Origin of the sequence: Sphingomonas citri (assembly GCF_019429485.1) — a bacterium.
GTDB lineage: Bacteria > Pseudomonadota > Alphaproteobacteria > Sphingomonadales > Sphingomonadaceae > Sphingomonas > Sphingomonas citri.
In genome coordinates this window covers 145,645-163,052 of the sequence record NZ_JAHXZN010000001.1, presented here as the reverse complement: position 1 = coordinate 163,052, position 17,408 = coordinate 145,645, and the positions used below count along the sequence as shown (strand labels likewise).

Sequence of the window (17,408 nt, the reverse complement as noted above, 5' to 3'; positions counted from 1 at the left end):
AGGCTTCTTGTCTCGGGCGGACGGCGCCACCGTCCGCCCGCTATGTCGGCTCGGCGCGGCGTCAGCCCGCGCGCAGCGCCCCTACGAACCGCTCGAACAGGTACAGGCTGTCCTGCGGCCCCGGGCTCGCCTCGGGGTGATATTGCACGCTGAACGCGGGACGGTCGGTCAGCTCGATGCCGGCGTTGCTGCCGTCGAACAGCGACACGTGCGTCTCGCGCGCGTTGGCAGGCAAGGTCTCGCGCTCGACCGCGAAGCCGTGGTTCATGCTGGTGATCTCGACCGCGCCGTCGCTGAGCCGCTTGACCGGGTGGTTGGCGCCGCGATGCCCCTGGAACATCTTGGTCGTCCGCGCCCCCACCGCCAGCGCGAGCAGCTGGTGGCCGAGGCAGATGCCGAACAGCGGCTTGCCGGTGTCGAGCAGCTGGCGGATCACCGGCACCGCATATTTGCCGGTCGCGGCGGGGTCGCCGGGGCCGTTGGAGAGGAAGATGCCGTCGGGCGCGAGCGCCATGATCTCGTCGTAGGTCGCCGTCGCGGGCACCACCGACACCTTCGCCCCGGCCTGAACCAAGTTGCGGAAGATGTTGGATTTGCTGCCGTAATCCACCGCGACCACGTGCGGCCGCGCGCCCTCGCCGGCACCGTCATAGCCGAAGCCGAGCCGCCAGATGCCGCCCTCCCAGCTGCCGTGCGTCTCGCGCGTGACGTCCTTGGCGAGGTCCATGCCCTCCAGCCCGGGCCAGCCGCGCGCCAGCTTGAGCAGCAGGTCGAGGTCGAACTGCCCGTCGGGTGCATGCGCCACCACGCCGGTCGGCGCGCCCCCGCCGCGGATGCGGCGCGTCAGCGCGCGCGTGTCCACCCCAGCGAGCCCGATGCGGGCGTGCCGTTCCATCCAGCCGGCGAGATTCTCCATCGCGCGGAAGTTGCTCGGCGCGGTCGGATCCTCGCGCACGATCATGCCGAGCGCGTGCGGGTTGTCGGCTTCGACGTCGTCGGGGTTGGCGCCGACATTGCCGATATGCGGGAAGGTGAAGGTGATGATCTGACCGGCGAAGCTCGGATCGGTCATGATCTCCTGGTAACCCGTCATGGCGGTGTGGAAGCACACCTCGCCGACCGCCTGGCCAGTCGCGCCGAAACCGCGGCCCCACGCCACCTCGCCGCTGGCGAGGACGAGGACGCCCGTCGCTCCATCCGGTCTGGGCGCGTGCGGAAACGTGGCGTCGGCCATGGCAGGCGGGCACTCCTTGTGTGGGTCGGCAATGTCGCTAAGCCCCGCCCGCTAGAGACGCGCGCCGGACGCGTCAATCGGTTAAGGACACGGGTATGATTCGGGACGACATCAAGGCCGCGCAGATCGCGGCGATGAAGGCGGGCGACAAGGAGGCGCGCGCCACCATCGGGCTGATCCAGGCGGCGGTGAAGAATCGCGACATCGAGCTGCGCACCGGCGCGGCACCGGCCGACGACGACGCCGTGGTGGTCGAGGTGCTGCAGAAGATGGTCAAGCAGCGCCGCGAGTCGATCGTGATGTACGAGCAGGGCGGCCGGCCCGAGCTCGCCGCGGCGGAACAGGCCGAGGTGGCGGTGATCGAGCGCTTCCTGCCGGAGCAGATGGGCGAGGACGAGACCCGCGCCGCGATCGAGTCGATCAAGGCCGAGCTGGGCGCGGGCGGCATGAAGGACATGGGTCGCGTGATGGCCGAGCTGAAGGCGCGTCACGCCACCACGCTCGACATGAGCAAGGCGAGCGCGCTGGTGAAGGCGGCGCTGGCGGGGTGAGGCCGCGGGTGGAGTGAGGCTTTACTCGGGGGGCGCAAAGGCGCTCCTTCTTCCTCCCCTCTCCCTGCCGTCATCCCGGACTTGATCCGGGATCCATCGAGCCGCACATCCACAAGGCGGTAATCCCGCGGAACAGAGGATCCCGGACCAAGTCCGGGATGGCGGTAGAGAGTGGTAGCAGGACGTGCGGCATGGTGTGCCACACCACCCCCTCCCACCGAGACACGTTGCCCTCGGCGCGCCCCTGCGTCATAAGGGGTATAATGCGCTGGTGAGTCTCACCCCCGCCTTCCTCGACGAGCTGCGTGCGCGCACCTCGCTCACCGCGCTGGTCGGCAAGACGGTCAAGCTCACCCGCGCCGGGCGCGAGTCGAAGGGCTGCTGCCCTTTCCACAACGAGAAGACGCCCAGCTTCTACGTCAACGACGACAAGGGCTTCTATCACTGCTTCGGCTGCTCGGCGCATGGCGACGCGATCCGCTGGCTGACCGATCACCAGGGCCTGCCCTTCATCGACGCGGTCAAGGAACTCGCCGCCGCGGCGGGGATGGAGATGCCCGCGCAGGACCGCCAGTCGGCCGAGCGCGCGGAGCGCGCCAAGTCGCTCCACGACGTGATGCAGGCGGCGGCCGACTTCTTCACCCAGCAACTCGGCGGCAGCGAGGGCGCCGCGGCGCGCGCGCTGCTCGACGGGCGCGGGGTGAGCGGGGCGACGCAGCGCACCTTCGGCTTCGGCTACGCGCCCGACTCGCGCACCCGGCTGCGCGCCGCGCTCAAGGATTTCGGAGACGCCATGCTGGTCGAGGCGGGCTTGCTGATCCAGGTCGAGGGCAAGGAGCCCTATGACCGGTTCCGCGGCCGGCTGATGATCCCGATCCGCGACCCGCGCGGGCGCGTCATCGCCTTCGGCGGGCGCATCATCGGCGAGGGCGAGCCCAAATACCTCAACTCGCCCGACACCCCGCTCTTCGACAAGGGCCGCACGCTCTACAATCTCGACCGCGCCGCCGCCGCCGCGCGCAAGGCCGAGCGGCTGTTCGTGGTCGAGGGCTATATGGACGCGGTCGCGCTGGCGCAGCACGGCATCGGCGAGGCGGTGGCGCCGCTCGGCACCGCGCTGACCGAGGCCCAGCTCGAGCGGCTGTGGCGCGTCGTCGACGTGCCCTATGTCTGTCTCGACGGCGACGCGGCCGGGCAGAAAGCCGCGATCCGCGCGGCGCAGCGCGCGCTGCCCTTGCTTGCGCCGGGGCGCAGCCTCGCCTTCGTCACCCTGCCCGAGGGGCAGGACCCCGACGACCTGATGCGCGCGCAGGGACCGGGCGCGTTCGAGCCGCTGGTGCGGAGCGCGCAGCCGCTGGTCGATCGATTGTGGCAGCACGAGCTCGCCGCCGAGCCGCTGACCACGCCCGAGCAGCGCGCCGGCTTCAAGCGCCGTCTCGGCGACCTCGTCCAGTCGATCACCGACCCCAGCGTCCGCGCCGAATATCAGGCCGAGTTCCGCCACCGCTTCGACGAGCAGTTCGCGCGCAACCGCCAGCCGTTCCAGCAGCGCACGCCCTTCTACCCGATGGCGCAGCGTCGCCCCGGGCAGAAGTGGACGCCCCCGCCCCCGCCCGTCACCGAGGATGCGAAGCGCGTCGGCGCCGCAGGCGGGATCGACCGCGTGCTCGCCAAGGCCGTGCTCGCCGGGCTGGTCCGCCATCCCGCCGAGATCGCGCGCCACATGGAGGTGCTGGGCGGCCTGCGCCTCGCCGAGGGTGCGCTCGGGCGACTGTTCGAGGCGGTGGTGGATGTCGCGCTGGAGGATCGTCGCGGCGATCCGCTTGATAGCGGGCGGCTCGTCACCATATTGGCGCGGTCCGGTTTCGATACGGTCGCGCACGACCTCTTGAGAGCCGATACGATGCCCTATTCGTTCACGCGCGCCGGCGCCGACGAGAAGCAGGCGCGCGACGACCTCGACGAGGCGATCGCGATCCTGGTCGCCCGGCCGGAGGTCGATGCTGCGCTGGCGGAAGCAACTTCCGCGATGAAGGCGCGCTTCACCGCCGAGGCGTTCGAACGACAAGTGGCGTTGGTGAACGAACAACGCGCGCTGGATGAGCGGCTTGCAAATCTGGTGCAGGCAAACGAAGACGCCCGCGCGCTCGGACTTGAGGACGATTGATGGCGAAGATGAACGGTGGCGGTGGTGACGAGGGCGCGGAAGTGGCCGACGCTCCGCTGATCGATCTGAACGACGCGAGCGTCAAGAAGCTGATCGCGCGCGCCAAGAAGCGCGGCTACATCACCTACGACCAGCTCAACGAGGCGCTGCCGCAGGACCAGATGTCCTCGGATCAGCTCGAGGACGTGATGTCCGCGCTCAACGAGATGGGCGTCAACATCGTCGAGAACGAGGAAGCCGGCGAGGACGGCGAACCCGAGGAGCGCGCCGACGACGACGAGGCCGAGCCGGTCGACAATGAGTCCGATTCCGACGGTACCGCCCCCGCCCCCGAGGCGAAGAAGAAGGAGACGATCGACCGCACCGACGACCCGGTGCGGATGTACCTGCGCGAGATGGGCGCGGTGGAGCTGCTCAGCCGCGAGGGCGAGATCGCGATCGCCAAGCGCATCGAGGCGGGTCGCGACACGATGATCCTCGGGCTCTGCGAGAGTCCGATCACCTTCAACGCCATCATCGACTGGTCGACCGCGCTCAACGAGGGCACGATGCAGCTGCGCGAGATCGTCGATCTCGACGCGATGCTGTCCAAGGGGCCGTCGGCCGAGCAGGTCGAGGGCGCCGAGGACGACAGCGGCGAGATCAGCGAGTCGAGCACCGGACCGTCGTTCAAGGAGGAGGAGGAGCCCGAGGAGGCGCCCGCCGACGACGAGGACGACATGACCGAGCGCCGCGCGCCGCGGCCGTCCGACGACGAGGAAGAGGACAATACGCTCAGCCTCGCGCAGATGGAGGAGACGCTCAAGCCGCTCGCGCTCGAGAAGTTCGCCAACATCACCGCGATCTACCGCAACTTCTCGAAGATGCAGGAGAGCCGCCTGGACGCGATGGCGTCGGGCGCGGACCTGTCCGACGCGCAGGAGCGCAAATACCAGAAGCTGCGCGAGGACCTCACCGCCGAGGTGGAGAGCGTGCAGTTCCACCAGAGCAAGATCGAGTATCTCGTCGACCAGCTCTACAGCTACAACCGGCGCCTCACCGCGCTGGGCGGGCAGATGCTGCGGCTGGCCGAGCGGCACAAGGTGAACCGCAAGGACTTCCTCGATCAGTACATGGGCCACGAGCTCGACGAGGGCTTCCTCGACGCGGTGCGCGGGCGGGACAAGAAGTGGGCCGCCTTCGCCACCAACGAAGCGCCCGCGATCGACCGCATCCGCACCGAGGTCAGCGAGATCAGCCAGCAGACCGGCATGGCGCTCGCCGAGTTCCGCCGCATCGTCAACATGGTGCAGAAGGGCGAGCGCGAGGCGCGGATCGCCAAGAAGGAGATGGTCGAGGCCAATCTCCGCTTGGTGATCTCGATCGCCAAGAAGTATACCAACCGCGGCCTGCAGTTCCTGGACCTCATCCAGGAGGGTAATATCGGCCTGATGAAGGCGGTGGACAAGTTCGAGTATCGCCGCGGCTACAAGTTCAGCACCTATGCGACCTGGTGGATTCGCCAGGCGATCACCCGCTCGATCGCGGACCAGGCGCGCACCATCCGCATCCCGGTCCATATGATCGAGACGATCAACAAGCTGGTCCGTACTAGCCGCCAGTTCCTCCACGAGCAGGGCCGCGAGCCCACGCCCGAGGAGATGGCGGAGCGCCTGAGCATGCCGCTCGAGAAGGTGCGCAAGGTGATGAAGATCGCCAAGGAGCCGATCAGCCTCGAGACGCCGATCGGCGACGAGGAGGATTCGCACCTCGGCGACTTCATCGAGGACAAGAACGCGGTGATTCCGGTCGACGCCGCGATCCAGGCCAACCTCAAGGAGACGGTGACGCGCGTGCTCGCCTCTCTTACCCCGCGTGAGGAGCGCGTGCTGCGCATGCGCTTCGGCATCGGCATGAACACCGATCATACGCTGGAGGAGGTCGGCCAGCAATTCTCGGTGACGCGCGAGCGCATCCGCCAGATCGAGGCCAAGGCGCTCCGCAAGCTCAAGCACCCGAGCCGCAGCCGCAAGATGCGGTCGTTCCTCGACCAGTGATGACCGGCGCGTTGGTGCGCAGCACTGCTTGATCTTGATCAGCCGCGGCGGTCGCATGATCGTCGCGGCGGTTTTTCCTTATGATTGATGGCGATCAATTCACATTTGATCGATTAACATCAATTAGTTGCTTATGATTGACCCGGCACCCGGCCGCGACGCTCCGCGGCTTCACGTCACGGCGTCGACGCTGGTCCGGCACTTCGGCGAGTGGCAGGAGCGTGCCGCTCGCGCGCCGGTGTACGTGCTCCATCACGGACGCCCTCGCCTGATCCTCGTCGGCGTAGAGCTCGCGGCGACGCTCGGCGACGGCGGTCGATCGGATCAGCCCGCCGCGGCGCTGCTCGACCCCATTCTCGACGCGCTCGATCTGCCGCTGCTGCTGCTCGACGGTGAGGGGCTGATCGCGCGCGCCAACACGGCCGCGCGTGCGCGCTTCGGCGATCGGGTCACGGCGAGCGCCGGTGTCATGGCACTGTCGCAGCGCGACGGCGGCACGCTCGCCGCCGCGGTGCGGCGCGTGCTAGACGGTGCCGCGCGCGAGCGCGTGACGGTGGCGGTGGATCGTGCGCCCGGGCGTGCGCTGGGCGTGACGGTAGAGCCGCTGCCCGAGGGCTGCCTGCTCCGGTTCGAGGATGAGACCGCGGCGATGGAGACGCAGGCCGCCGTGGCCGCGCGTGACTCGATCATCGCGGCCGTCGAGACCACGGGACTTGCCGCGCTCGCGCGGATAAGCCTTCGCGGCTTTCTCGTCGCGCCCCGACCCGCCTTGGCGGAACTGCTGGAGACGCCCCTTCCCCTCCTCGCCGCCACGCGCTTCCTTGACCTGGTCGCCACAACCGACCGACCTCTGGTCTGCCAATCGCTTGAACGCGCGAGCGGAGGCGAGACTGACGAAGTGGTGAAAGCGGCACTGCTGACCAACGACGGCGAAGAGCTGGACGTTGCGCTCAGTTTCTGGCCGATTCGGGTCAATGGACGCGTCGACGAGGTGGTCGCGGCAGTGGTTCGGCGTTCCGCGTAAACCGCACCTTTACGTCGATCAGCTAGCTCGCAGCGCGCGGCCGAGGCGTGCCGCGGTAGCGTGGAGGCAAGAATGATGGCGGACGCGAGTCAGCGCCCCGAGGACGGTCCGGCCGACCTGATCCTCGCGATGGTCGCGCGCGACGGCACCGCCGCGTCACGCCACGTCCAGGCACTCGCTGACCCGGGTTCACCGTTGCGCGACCTCGCCGACGCGATCCACGCGCTGTGCGTCGTCCACGGCACCTTCCCCGGCATGGTCGATCACGCCACCGCGCACGGCGTCGACACGCTCGCACCGGCGTGGCTCGCGCGGGCCGCGAGCGTGATGGCGGCGGAGCGCGCGCTGCTGGTACGCCTCGCCGCCGCCGCTGGCCCGCTACCCTCGACGCCCGGCCAGGCGAGTGCGGCCGCCGCGATCCTGCAACAGCGCGACACGCTGGCGCTGCTGGCGCGCTCGGACCGGCTCGGCTGCGCCACCGGCGCCGCCGCCGCCTTCGTGCTCGACTGGGTCGCGATCCGCGGCCTGCTCGAGCGCTGCGCGGTGCGGCTGGGCGAGGAGACCACGTCCAGCTTCGCCACGGCGGGCAGCGAGGCGATCGAGATGCTGCGCGGCCTGGCGCTGGCGCCGGCGCGCGTGCGCGCGCTCACCTTCGGCGCCGACCAGTTGCTCACGCAGCATCGTGGGCTGTGGCAGTTGCTGGAGTCACGCGCCGCCGCACGGGGCGGCTGAGCCGGCTTGTCAGCCGCCGCGGTGCGCCGCATGACGGCTTGCATGGAGCGGTTCGAGGGCACCGGCGACTATGTCGCCACCGATGATCTCAAGGTGGCGGTCAACGCCGCGGTGCGGCTGCGGCGTCCGCTGCTGGTCAAGGGTGAGCCCGGCACCGGCAAGACCGTGCTCGCACACGAGATCGCGCGCGCGACCGGCTATCCGCTGATCGAGTGGACGGTGAAGTCGACCACCAAGGCGCAGCAGGGCCTGTACGACTATGACGCGGTGGCACGGCTACGCGACGGCCAGCTCGGCGACCCGCGAGTCCATGACATCGCCAACTACATCCGCCGTGGCAAACTGTGGGAGGCGTTCGAGCGCGACACGCCCGCGGTGCTGCTGATCGACGAGATCGACAAGGCCGATGTCGAATTCCCCAACGACCTGTTGCAGGAACTCGATCGCATGGAGTTCCACGTCTACGAGACGGGACAGACCGTGCGCGCGATCCAGCGGCCGATCGTGGTGATCACCTCGAACAACGAGAAGGAGCTGCCCGACGCGTTCTTGCGCCGCTGCTTCTTCCACTACATCCGCTTTCCCGACCGGGCGACGATGCAGGGGATCGTCGACGTCCACTTTCCCGGCATCCAGACGACGCTGGTCAGCCGCGCGCTCGACCTGTTCTACGAGGTGCGCGAGGTTCCCGGGATCAAGAAGAAGCCCTCGACCAGCGAGCTGCTCGACTGGCTCCGGCTGCTGCTCCACGAGGACCTGCCGCTCGAGGTGCTGCAGCAGCGCGACCCGACCAAGGCGATCCCGCCGCTGCACGGCGCTCTGCTCAAGAACGAGCAGGACGTGATGCTGTTCGAGCGGCTCGCCTTCATGGCGCGGCGGCACGCGCCGCGGCCCTGAGCCCGGCGCGATGTTCCTCGCCTTCCTCGACGCCCTGCGCGCCGCGGGGATCCCGGCGAGCCTCAAGGAGCATCTGCTGCTGCTCGAGGCGCTCGACGCCGCGGTGATCGACCGTTCGCCCGAGCAATTCTATTATCTCAGCCGCGCCATCTACGTGAAGGACGAGGCGCTGCTCGATCGCTTCGACCAGGTCTTCGCCGCGGTGTTCCGCGGCGCGCTGCCGGTCGAGGGTGTCGCGCCCGCCGAGCTGTCCGAGGCGTGGCTCCGCGCGCTGGCGCAGCGCCATCTCACCCCGGAGCAGCGCGCGACGATCGAGTCGCTCGGTTCATGGGACGAGATCATGCGGACGCTGCGCGAGCGGCTCGCCGAGCAGCACGCGCGCCACCAGGGCGGCAGCAAGTGGATCGGCACCGGCGGCACCAGCCCGTTCGGCAACGCGGGCTACAACCCCGAGGGCGTCCGCATCGGCGGTGAACCGACCCACGGGCGCGCGATCAAGGTGTGGGAGCAGCGCGCTTTCCGCAACCTCGACTCCTCCCGCGAGCTCGGCACGCGCAACATCAAGCTGGCGTTGCGCCGGCTCCGCCGCTTCGCCCGCGAGGGCGCCGCCGACGAACTGGACCTCGACGCGACCGTCGCCGGCACTGCGCGGCAGGGCTGGCTCGACGTGCGCCTCCGCCCCGCGCGGCGTAACGCGGTGAAGCTGCTGCTCTTCCTCGACATCGGCGGCTCGATGGATCCGTTCGTCACCGCCTGCGAGGAGCTGTTCTCCGCCGCCACCAGCGAGTTCCGCGACCTCGAATTCTTCTACTTCCACAATTGCGTCTACGAGGGCGTGTGGAAGGACAATCGCCGCCGTTTCGACGCGCGCATGCCCACGCTCGAGCTGCTCCACACCTATGGCCGCGATTATAAGCTGCTATTCGTCGGCGACGCGGCGATGAGCCCGTACGAGATTACCCATCCCGGCGGCTCGGTCGAGCACCATAATGACGAACCCGGCGCGGCCTGGCTGCGGCGGCTCACTGAGGCTTACCCCGCCGCGGCCTGGCTCAATCCCGCGCCGGAAGCGCACTGGGATTATTCCGCCTCGACCGCGCTTGTCCGCGACCTGCTCAACGGGCGCATGTTCCCGCTCACGCTCGACGGGATCGACGCCGCCACCCGCGCGCTGGCGCGCCGCCGCTGATCGCGACTCAGCCGCGCCAGATCCGAAGCGGGGCGCCCGGCTTCAGCCCACCCTGGTGCGCCGGGCAGCGCGTGTATCGGAAAGCCTTGTCGACGCAGAACCAGAGCTCGTCGAGCCAACCCTGCTTCGTCGCGGTCACACGCATCATGTCAGCGCGCATCCCAGGGTTAACGCGCGCTACCGCCGCGGCCATCGCGCCCGCGGTCAGCGGTCGGCGCGACAGCGCCGCCATGTCAGGAAAGCGCAGCCGTCCATACATCGTGTTCGACTGCGTGAAATAGCGCTCGGGCGAATAGCCCGCCATGCAGGTACCGTGCTTGGCCCATTCGTGCTGGAGCAGCTGCGCCGAGGGAGTGGCGCACAGATGGCGGCGCAGCACCGCCGCGGGCAGGATCGGGGTGGCACGGCAATATTGCGGCCACGCCTTGCCCTCGCCGTCCGGCCACAGGCCGTGGAGCACGAAGCCGAAGCGATTGGCCGAGCCGCACTGGAAGCGCGCGTCGCGCCCGTCGCCATGATCGCGGCAATATTGCGGGCTCCACGTCACCGCCAGCGTGTAGCTGCCGATCGGCACCCGGCGTGTCGGCTGGCTGGCGCTGGGCAGATCGGGGCGCGGCGCCGCGATCGTGTCGGGCAGCGCGCAGGAGAGCGCCTGCGCGCCTGCGCTCCCGGGAAGCGCCACCAACGCCGCCGCGGCCAACCAGCGCGTCATGCCAGCTCCTCCCGATGGCCGTCGAGCTCGTCCTCGCCGTCGGCGTCATCCAGCCCGAACCAGTCGCGCGCCGCGGGCGCGAACAGCTGCGTCACCGCCACCACCTCCAGCGCGACGCGCACCAACCCGAGCAGCGTCGGCGGCGCGAGCGGCGCGCTGAACAGGCCGGGCAGCAGCCCGAGCAGGTGGAGCGTCGTCAGCAGCACCACCATCCAGCGCACCCAGGCGACCCCGCGGCGCGCGACCGCATAATACTGGAACAGCGCGATCGCGACGTTGAGCCCCAGCGCCGCGGCGAGCATCCAGCCGAAGGCGGCGGTGCGCGGGTCGTCCGCGAGCCGCGTCGACAGCTGGTCCCAGGTCAACGCCCAGATCAACAGCCCCAGCGCGAAGGAGGTCAGGTACAGCCGCTCGAAACGGACGATCGGGGGCGGACGCGTCACGATGACCTCTCATGGTTGCGCGCGCGCTCTGCGCCGCCCCGCGCGCCGACGCAAGCCGCCAGGCTCACGCCGCGGCGACGTCGAGCCCGATATCCGCCGCGGCGGCCGACTGGGTGATGCGGCCGACGCTGACATAGGTCACCCCGCTCGCCCCGATCGCGGCGATCGTCTCGAGCGAGACACCCCCCGACGCCTCGGTCGGCACACGACCGTCGACCAGCGCCACCGCCTCGCGCAGCATCGCCGGGGGCATGTTGTCGAGCAGCAGGTGGGTCGCCCCTGCCTCCAGCGCGGGCGCGATCTGGTCGAGCCGGTCGACCTCGACGATGATGTCGGCGATCCCCGCGGCGCGGGCGAGCGCGGCGGCGGGGCCGACCCCGCCCGCGACCGCGACGTGATTGTCCTTGATCATCGCCGCGTCCCACAGTCCCATGCGGTGGTTGCGCGCCCCGCCGGTGCGGGTGGCGTACTTCTCGAGCCGGCGCAGCCCCGGCAGCGTCTTGCGCGTGTCGAGCAGCGTCGCCCCGGTGCCTTCCAGCGCCGCGACATAGGCGCCGGTCAGCGTCGCGATCCCCGACAGATGCTGGATCGTGTTGAGCGCCGAGCGCTCGGCGGTGAGCACCGCGCGCGCCGCGCCGGTAACGCGCAGCAGCTTGGCGCCCGGCGACACCCGCTCCCCGTCGCGCACCAGCGGCTCGATCGTGGCATCGGGGTCGAGCCGCCGGAAGAAGGCGGCGGCCAGCGCCACGCCGCAGACGATGATCGCGTCGCGGCTGTCCATCACCGCAGCGAAGCGTGCCGTCGCGGGGATCACCGCGGCGGAGGTGATGTCCCCCCCCTCCCCGAGGTCCTCGGCCAGCGTCGACTCGACGAACGCGTCCGTGTCGAAACCCTCCAGCACGAAGCTCATGGCAGCACCTCGCCGGGCGCGACGCCCCACAGCCGCTCGGTCTGGACGAAGCCGGCCTGGCCGTGGACGTCGAAGCGGCACCAGCCGTTGCCGCACTGGCTCAATCGCCCGACCACGCCCGGCTGCGCGCGCCACAGCACGTGGGGCCCGCCGGGGCGGTCGCGCAGCTCGGCGGGCTCACCGCCGGTGACGATCGCGGTGCGAATGTGGCTCACGAGAGTGCCCAGCATCCAACCCTGCGTGCCGCCCGGGTCCTCGACCTTGCGCCATTCCTTGAACACCGCGACGACGCGGACCGGCAGGTCGGCGCGGACATAGACCCAGCTCGACGGGAAGGTGCGCCCCGGCCCGGTCCGCATCCGCGCGCGCGACGGGCTGAGCGAGGCGAAATAGGGCGGCTCACGCAGGTCGGGCGCGGCGTCCGCCGCCGCGCCGCACGCCATCGCCGCCACCATCACCGCCGCCATCGCGGCGCGCCGTCCCGCTGAGATCCCGCTGTCCACGCGCGAACCTGTAAGAGGCGCACGGCGCGCCAGCAACCGCTTACCGTTGACGCCCGCGCGGGGCTGCGCCAATCCGGGCACATGGCCGATCCGCGACGCTGCGCCCATCCCAAGGTGACCGTCACGCGCGAGCTGCCCGCGGTCGTCATGCAGCGGCTCGAGCAATTGTTCGACACCAGCAGCAACCGCGGCGACCGCCCGCTCTCGCGCGACGCGCTCGCCGCCGCGATGGCAGACAGCGACGTGCTCGTCCCCGCCGTCACCGACACGATCGACGCGGCGCTGATCGCCGGCGCGGGCGAGCGGCTCCGCCTGATCGCCAATTTCGGCGCGGGGGTGAACCACATCGACCTGCGCGCCGCCCGCGCGCGCGGCATCATCGTCACCAACACGCCCGGCGTCCTCACCGAGGACACCGCCGACCTGGTGATGGCGCTGATCGTCTCGGTGCCGCGCCGCCTCGCCGAGGGCGAGAAACTGGTCCGCTCGGGCCAGTGGACCGGCTGGAGCCCGGGGGGAATGCTGGGCTATCGCATCGGCGGAAAGGAGCTGGGCATCGTCGGCATGGGGCGGATCGGCCAGGCGGTGGCGCGGCGCGCGCGCGCCTTCGGGCTGTCGATCCACTATCACAATCGACACCGCCTGCCCGCGACGGTCGAGAGCGAGCTCGGCGCGACCTGGCACGCCGAGCTCGACGATCTGCTCGGCGCGGTCGACGTGCTGACGATCCACACGCCGCTCAATGCCGACAGCCGCGACCTGATCGACCGGCGCCGGCTCGCGCTGCTGCGCCCGCACGTCTTCGTCATCAACGCCAGCCGCGGCGGCATCCTCGACGAGGACGCGCTGGTCGATGCGCTGGAGGCGGGGCGGCTCGCCGGCGCCGGGCTCGACGTGTGGCGCCACGAGCCCGAGATCGACCCGCGGCTGCTCGCGCTGCCCAACGTCGTCATGACACCGCACATGGGCTCGGCGACGTACGAGGGCCGCGTCGCCTCGGGTGAGCGGGTCATAGCCAACATCCGCAGCTGGGCCGACGGCCATCGCCCGCCCGACCAGGTGCTGGAGGGCTGGGCCTGAGCCCTCGCTGGCGCGCGAATGTTGAGAAAGTTGAGTCGCTGGACGGTCTCGCGCGCGGGACTCAACATTCGCCAGACATGATGGCCGATCTCGCCTTCCCATCATAAGCGCCTGTGATCTGTAGCTTTTGTTTGGTCCGTGGCGACCCGCCGCTGGGTTCGGCATCGGTGCGAATGTTGAGTCATGTTGGAGGTATAGCGGAGGAGCGATGATCGACGCCGCCCGCCGTCCTCGCCGCGGCGATGAGAACGATGGGGTGCGACGCTGACGTGCACGCGGCGCGATCCGAGCTCCCTTCCGTCGGAAGATTGTCACTCTCGTCATCCCGGGCTGGACCCGGAATCCAACGCGCCGCGCGAGCCTCTGCCGTTGCTTCTGCGGAACCATGGATCCCGGCTCAGGGCCGGAATGACGAGAAGAAGTGGCGCCGCGTCGATGATGCAACGATCTCCTCCAAGGAGGGAATTACGTGCGGTCCGCCGCCCTAGCGCAGCCACCCCCGCGTAGGACAGCCCCAGCCGCGCCGGTCAGCGCCCGAAGGCGGCGCGGTACACCCGCGCCACTCTCGGCAGGTGACCGTCGGTCAGCTTGGCGTTGATGCCGCCGTCGGAGCGGTTCCAGTAATTGTGGTGCGACAGGCGCGGTCCCTGCGCGACGATCCAGGCGGCGAGCAGCTGCGCGAACACCGCGGCGCGGTCGTCGTCGACCCCCCATTCCGACAGGCCGATCAGCTTGCCGTGGCGCGCGCCGAAGCTCGACAGCCAGGCCAGGCCGAACGGCTGCGATAGCCGATAGCCGAAGATCGAGCGGCCGGCGTCGCGCATGTTTTGGTCGTCATACTGGCCCTGATAATAGAGATCGAGGCTGACGACGTCGACGACGTCGTCGCCGGGATAGCATTGCTCCGGGTTGATCCCGCCCTCGCCGATATTGGGGCACCAGTCGAAGTAGAAGCGGTGCGAGACCTGGCGGAAGACGCCGGCGATGCGGCGCCATGCCGCGACATAGAGCCGAGCCGCCCAGCGCCCGCCCGCGTCGCGCGCGGCGAGCGATTGCGACGGCAGGTTGAACTCCCACGGCAGGCGCACGTAGATGCGGCTGTTCCCGCGCGGATAGGCGGCGAGGATCGCGCTGGCGACGCGCCGATAGAGTTCGTCGCGCTGGCCCGCGGCGACGCTGTCGTAACCGCCCGGGCCGCCGACCGGCACCGACCATTGCACCCGCCGACCCTGCGCCAGCACCTCGCGGCCGACGCCGGCGATGAAGCCGATCGACTGGTCCAGCTGCTCCCAGCTGTCCTGGTTGAAGTAGAGCAGGTCATGGTCCTGCGGGCGGCCGAGCCACTGGGCCCACTGCCGCATCGCCGCGGGATCGTTGCCCGTGATCGCGCCGAGCTGGCGCGTCGGGATGCCGTCCTGGCGCAGGCCGGTCACCTCGACGGCGTGGCCGCGGCACGCCACCAGCGCGGTGGCCGCCGCGCCGGCACCGAGCCGCAGCGCGTCACGTCGACTGGTCTGCCGCGGCTGATCGGTATCGAACATCATCTTCCTCCTCGAACCCCGTCGCTGGGGTAGAAGTTGCTGCGACTGCGAGAAAGCCCGGCACACCCCGCACCCGCTCCGCTCGCGCCGCACCGACCACCGTTCACCGGCTTCCGTGCCGCGGCTGCGACGAACCGCCGCCTACGCCGCGCTCTGCCCCGTCAGCGCGCCGGGCCCGGCACTCTCGGCTAAGTCGTTGTTATTTGCGGATGAGCCCGCAGTGGCCGGGAGCGAGCGCGGCATCTCGGCGTTGAGCGCGGCGGAGGTGTGCATGACCGAGGAAGACGAACGCTGGATGCGCGAGGCGATCGCGGTGGCCCGCTCGAAGGGATCGGACCCGTCGACCTCGCCGCTCGGCTCGGTGATCGTGCTCGACGGCAAGGTGCTCGCGGCCGAGCGCAACCAGACCCACGAGCTGCCCGACGCGACCGCGCACGCGGAGATGATGGCGATCCGCCGCGCCTGCGAGAACAGCGGCGAGCTCGAGCTGCGCGGCGCCACGCTCTACTCGACGCTGCAACCGTGCGGCATGTGCACCATGGCCTCGATCTGGTCGAAGGTCGGTCGTGTCGTCTATGGCGCGGGACGCGAGGACGTCCACGCGATGTACTGGGAGGCACAGCACGTCGACACGCTGTCGTTCATCGCGGACGCCTATCGCGACGACATCGTGATCGAGGGCGGCTGCCTGCGCGAGGAATGCGCCGCGCTCTATTACCCGCCCGACGCCGAGCTGCCCGAGGAGGAGCAGGCGAACCTGTGAGGCGGAGGCTGCGCTCGGCCCGAGGCGTCGTGCCTCGTCGAGCGCTTCCCCGCTCTCCTACTTTGGCGTCATCCTGAACTCGTTTCAGGATCCACATCGCCCCGATCCTCGCCGCCGGCGAAGCACGCGGGAGGGTGAATGCTGAAACGAGTCCAAGATGCGGAGGATGAGATGAAGCGGCGGCGCTCGCGACCGCACCGCCCTACCCCGTCGCTGCGAGGTCCACCCCGCGGTAGCGCTCCACCATCGCGCGCACCTCGACTCGCGCACCGAGCCGCGCGCACAGCAGCGCGGTGCCGCTCACCTTGCGCTGGACGAACAAGGTGTCGACCGGCGGCAGGTGCCAGGTCGAGCGGTCGCTCGCCACCGCGGTCGCTTCCTCACGGATCACGCCCACGAAGCCCCGGTCGCCGAAGTCGAACAGCCCGGGCCGGCCGAGTTCGGTCAGGATCACGTCGATCATGCGGTCGACCGCCGCGCCGTGGCGCTCCACCGCCGCCTGCCCGAGGAAGCCCGCCGCCAACGCCGCCTCGCGCACGCGCGCGCGGTCGCCGTCGAGACCCGCCATCAGCAGCCGGTGATAGCCCGCGCGCGTCTCGGCGCGAACCGGCCGCGCCGCGCCGAAGTCGAGCAGCACCAGCCTCCCCGTCTCCGCTTGCCAGCGATAATTGGCGAAGTTCGGGTCGGTCTGCATCACGCCCCAGTCGAACAGCTCGCGCAGCACCAGCCGCACCAGTGCCGCGCCGGCGATGTCGCGCGTTGCCTGCGGCGCCTCGGCGAGCGTCTCGACCGGCGCGCCCGCTACGAAATCCATCGCCAGCACGCGCGCGGTGCTCAGCGCCGGCTCGGCCGCGGGCAGCACATAGGAGGGATCGTCGCCGAGCAGGTCGCGATAGCACTCGAGCATGGCCAGCTCGCGCCCGTAATCGGCCTCCTCGCGCAGCTGGCGCTTGGCTTCCTCGAGCAGCGGGCGAAGGTCGAGCTCGCGCGGCAGCAGCCCGGTGACGCGCAGCAGCGTGGCGACATTGTCGACGTCGGCGTCGATGCTCTCCGCCACGCCGGGATATTGCACCTTGATCGCGAGCACGCGCCCGTCGCGCAGCTCGGCGCGGTGGACCTGGCCGATCGAGGCCGCGGCGATCGGATGCGCCTGGAAGTGGCGGAAGCGCTTGCGCCAGCCCTCGCCCCATTGCTGCGCCAGCACGCGGTCGAGCTGCGCCGGGGGCATGTGGTGCGCATTCTCGCGTAGCCGCGCCAGGATCGCGGTGAGCTCGGGCGGCAGCACGTCGCCCGCGTCCATCGAGATCATCTGCCCCAGTTTCATCGCCGCGCCGCGCAGCTGCGAGAGCTGGTCGGCGACGCGCGCGGCATTGGCGGGGGTGAGCAGCAGCTCGTTCATGCGCGGCCGCTCGCCGGTGGCGAGCCGCCGCGCGCCCTCGGCGATCACCCCGCCGGCGACGCCGCCGGCGAGCTTGCCGAATCCGCCCAGCCGCGACCAACGCCCGCTCGGTACCGCGCGCCCGCGCTCGTCCACCATCCGCTCACTCCTTCGCGCGAGAGCAACGGCCGGGCGCGGCGTTCGGGTGCACGCGGCGACACACACCATTGACAACCAAATTGATTTAT

Annotated in this window: 16 protein-coding genes; 9 read left to right on the top strand and 7 right to left on the bottom strand. The window is 70.2% G+C overall.

Annotation, left to right across the window (positions count from 1 at the left end; genetic code table 11):
• Window positions 1–61: 61 nt before the first annotated feature.
• Complete coding sequence (gene carA, locus KZ820_RS00835; protein ID WP_219746846.1) at window positions 62–1,234, bottom strand: glutamine-hydrolyzing carbamoyl-phosphate synthase small subunit; 1,173 nt, start codon at window positions 1,232–1,234, stop codon at window positions 62–64.
• Window positions 1,235–1,329: 95 nt separating this feature from the next.
• Here carA and KZ820_RS00830 point away from each other — a divergent pair, with 95 nt between their 5' ends.
• The 7 genes from KZ820_RS00830 to KZ820_RS00800 all read left to right on the top strand — a co-directional run bounded on the left by KZ820_RS00830 (window position 1,330) and on the right by KZ820_RS00800 (window position 9,830).
• A complete protein-coding gene (locus tag KZ820_RS00830) occupies window positions 1,330–1,785 on the top strand; it encodes a GatB/YqeY domain-containing protein (protein WP_219746845.1) in 456 nt (151 codons plus the stop codon).
• 271 nt (window positions 1,786–2,056) lie between these two features.
• Window positions 2,057–3,952 (top strand): DNA primase, encoded by a 1,896-nt coding sequence (gene dnaG / locus KZ820_RS00825; protein ID WP_219746844.1) that lies wholly within the window; start codon window positions 2,057–2,059, stop codon window positions 3,950–3,952.
• Window positions 3,952–5,988 carry an RNA polymerase sigma factor RpoD gene (rpoD, locus tag KZ820_RS00820; protein WP_219746843.1) on the top strand — a complete coding sequence of 679 codons (2,037 nt, stop codon included), beginning with the start codon at window positions 3,952–3,954 and terminating at the stop codon, window positions 5,986–5,988. Before dnaG ends, rpoD begins: the two co-directional genes overlap by 1 nt.
• Window positions 5,989–6,121: 133 nt before the next feature.
• On the top strand, window positions 6,122–7,012 hold the full coding sequence (locus tag KZ820_RS00815; RefSeq protein ID WP_219746842.1) for a hypothetical protein: 891 nt from the start codon (window positions 6,122–6,124) through the stop codon (window positions 7,010–7,012).
• A gap of 72 nt (window positions 7,013–7,084) precedes the next feature.
• A complete protein-coding gene (locus KZ820_RS00810; protein WP_219746841.1) occupies window positions 7,085–7,744 on the top strand; it encodes a DUF6975 family protein in 660 nt (219 codons plus the stop codon).
• A gap of 42 nt (window positions 7,745–7,786) precedes the next feature.
• Window positions 7,787–8,641, top strand: a complete 855-nt coding sequence (locus KZ820_RS00805) for an AAA family ATPase (protein ID WP_219746840.1) — start codon at window positions 7,787–7,789, stop codon at window positions 8,639–8,641.
• A 10-nt stretch (window positions 8,642–8,651) separates the two neighbouring features.
• Entirely contained in the window at window positions 8,652–9,830 is a 1,179-nt protein-coding gene (locus KZ820_RS00800) for a vWA domain-containing protein (protein WP_219746839.1), read from the top strand.
• Between the two features lie 7 nt (window positions 9,831–9,837).
• Here the strand turns inward: KZ820_RS00800 and KZ820_RS00795 are convergent, their stop codons facing one another.
• From KZ820_RS00795 to KZ820_RS00780, 4 genes are all read right to left on the bottom strand, one after another.
• Complete coding sequence (locus tag KZ820_RS00795) at window positions 9,838–10,542, bottom strand: ribonuclease T2 family protein (RefSeq protein ID WP_219746838.1); 705 nt, start codon at window positions 10,540–10,542, stop codon at window positions 9,838–9,840.
• A complete protein-coding gene (locus KZ820_RS00790; protein WP_219746837.1) occupies window positions 10,539–10,985 on the bottom strand; it encodes a hypothetical protein in 447 nt (148 codons plus the stop codon). Before KZ820_RS00790 ends, KZ820_RS00795 begins: the two co-directional genes overlap by 4 nt.
• 64 nt (window positions 10,986–11,049) lie before the next feature.
• Window positions 11,050–11,895 (bottom strand): carboxylating nicotinate-nucleotide diphosphorylase, encoded by an 846-nt coding sequence (gene nadC / locus KZ820_RS00785; protein ID WP_219746836.1) that lies wholly within the window; start codon window positions 11,893–11,895, stop codon window positions 11,050–11,052.
• Window positions 11,892–12,398, bottom strand: coding sequence for an SH3 domain-containing protein (locus KZ820_RS00780; protein ID WP_373368987.1), 507 nt, complete (start codon window positions 12,396–12,398; stop codon window positions 11,892–11,894). The genes nadC and KZ820_RS00780 overlap by 4 nt, the downstream gene beginning before the upstream one ends.
• Before the next feature lie 81 nt (window positions 12,399–12,479).
• Between KZ820_RS00780 and KZ820_RS00775 the strand changes: the two genes are divergently transcribed.
• Complete coding sequence (locus KZ820_RS00775; protein WP_219746835.1) at window positions 12,480–13,478, top strand: 2-hydroxyacid dehydrogenase; 999 nt, start codon at window positions 12,480–12,482, stop codon at window positions 13,476–13,478.
• Between the two features lie 527 nt (window positions 13,479–14,005).
• On the opposite strand, the gene KZ820_RS00770 is transcribed toward KZ820_RS00775, so the two are convergent.
• Window positions 14,006–15,019 carry a glycoside hydrolase family 26 protein gene (locus tag KZ820_RS00770; protein ID WP_219746834.1) on the bottom strand — a complete coding sequence of 338 codons (1,014 nt, stop codon included), beginning with the start codon at window positions 15,017–15,019 and terminating at the stop codon, window positions 14,006–14,008.
• Between the two features lie 271 nt (window positions 15,020–15,290).
• Here KZ820_RS00770 and KZ820_RS00765 point away from each other — a divergent pair, with 271 nt between their 5' ends.
• Entirely contained in the window at window positions 15,291–15,782 is a 492-nt protein-coding gene (locus tag KZ820_RS00765; RefSeq protein WP_219746833.1) for a nucleoside deaminase, read from the top strand.
• A 202-nt stretch (window positions 15,783–15,984) separates the two neighbouring features.
• On the opposite strand, the gene KZ820_RS00760 is transcribed toward KZ820_RS00765, so the two are convergent.
• On the bottom strand, window positions 15,985–17,319 hold the full coding sequence (locus KZ820_RS00760; protein WP_219746832.1) for an ABC1 kinase family protein: 1,335 nt from the start codon (window positions 17,317–17,319) through the stop codon (window positions 15,985–15,987).
• Window positions 17,320–17,408: the final 89 nt, after the last annotated feature.

Bases quoted from the DNA above. Each gene is read 5' to 3' on its own strand.
- KZ820_RS00760 (WP_219746832.1), bottom strand. From the start codon at position 17,319: ATGGTGGACGAGCGCGGGCGCGCGGTACCGAGCGGGCGTTGGTCGCGG.
- KZ820_RS00795 (WP_219746838.1), bottom strand. From the start codon at position 10,542: ATGACGCGCTGGTTGGCCGCGGCGGCGTTGGTGGCGCTTCCCGGGAGC.
- rpoD (WP_219746843.1), top strand. From the start codon at position 3,952: ATGGCGAAGATGAACGGTGGCGGTGGTGACGAGGGCGCGGAAGTGGCC.
- KZ820_RS00770 (WP_219746834.1), bottom strand. From the start codon at position 15,019: ATGTTCGATACCGATCAGCCGCGGCAGACCAGTCGACGTGACGCGCTG.
- nadC (WP_219746836.1), bottom strand. From the start codon at position 11,895: ATGAGCTTCGTGCTGGAGGGTTTCGACACGGACGCGTTCGTCGAGTCG.
- KZ820_RS00830 (WP_219746845.1), top strand. From the start codon at position 1,330: ATGATTCGGGACGACATCAAGGCCGCGCAGATCGCGGCGATGAAGGCG.
- KZ820_RS00805 (WP_219746840.1), top strand. From the start codon at position 7,787: ATGGAGCGGTTCGAGGGCACCGGCGACTATGTCGCCACCGATGATCTC.
- KZ820_RS00810 (WP_219746841.1), top strand. From the start codon at position 7,085: ATGATGGCGGACGCGAGTCAGCGCCCCGAGGACGGTCCGGCCGACCTG.
- KZ820_RS00775 (WP_219746835.1), top strand. From the start codon at position 12,480: ATGGCCGATCCGCGACGCTGCGCCCATCCCAAGGTGACCGTCACGCGC.
- carA (WP_219746846.1), bottom strand. From the start codon at position 1,234: ATGGCCGACGCCACGTTTCCGCACGCGCCCAGACCGGATGGAGCGACG.
- KZ820_RS00815 (WP_219746842.1), top strand. From the start codon at position 6,122: ATGATTGACCCGGCACCCGGCCGCGACGCTCCGCGGCTTCACGTCACG.
- KZ820_RS00800 (WP_219746839.1), top strand. From the start codon at position 8,652: ATGTTCCTCGCCTTCCTCGACGCCCTGCGCGCCGCGGGGATCCCGGCG.
- KZ820_RS00765 (WP_219746833.1), top strand. From the start codon at position 15,291: ATGACCGAGGAAGACGAACGCTGGATGCGCGAGGCGATCGCGGTGGCC.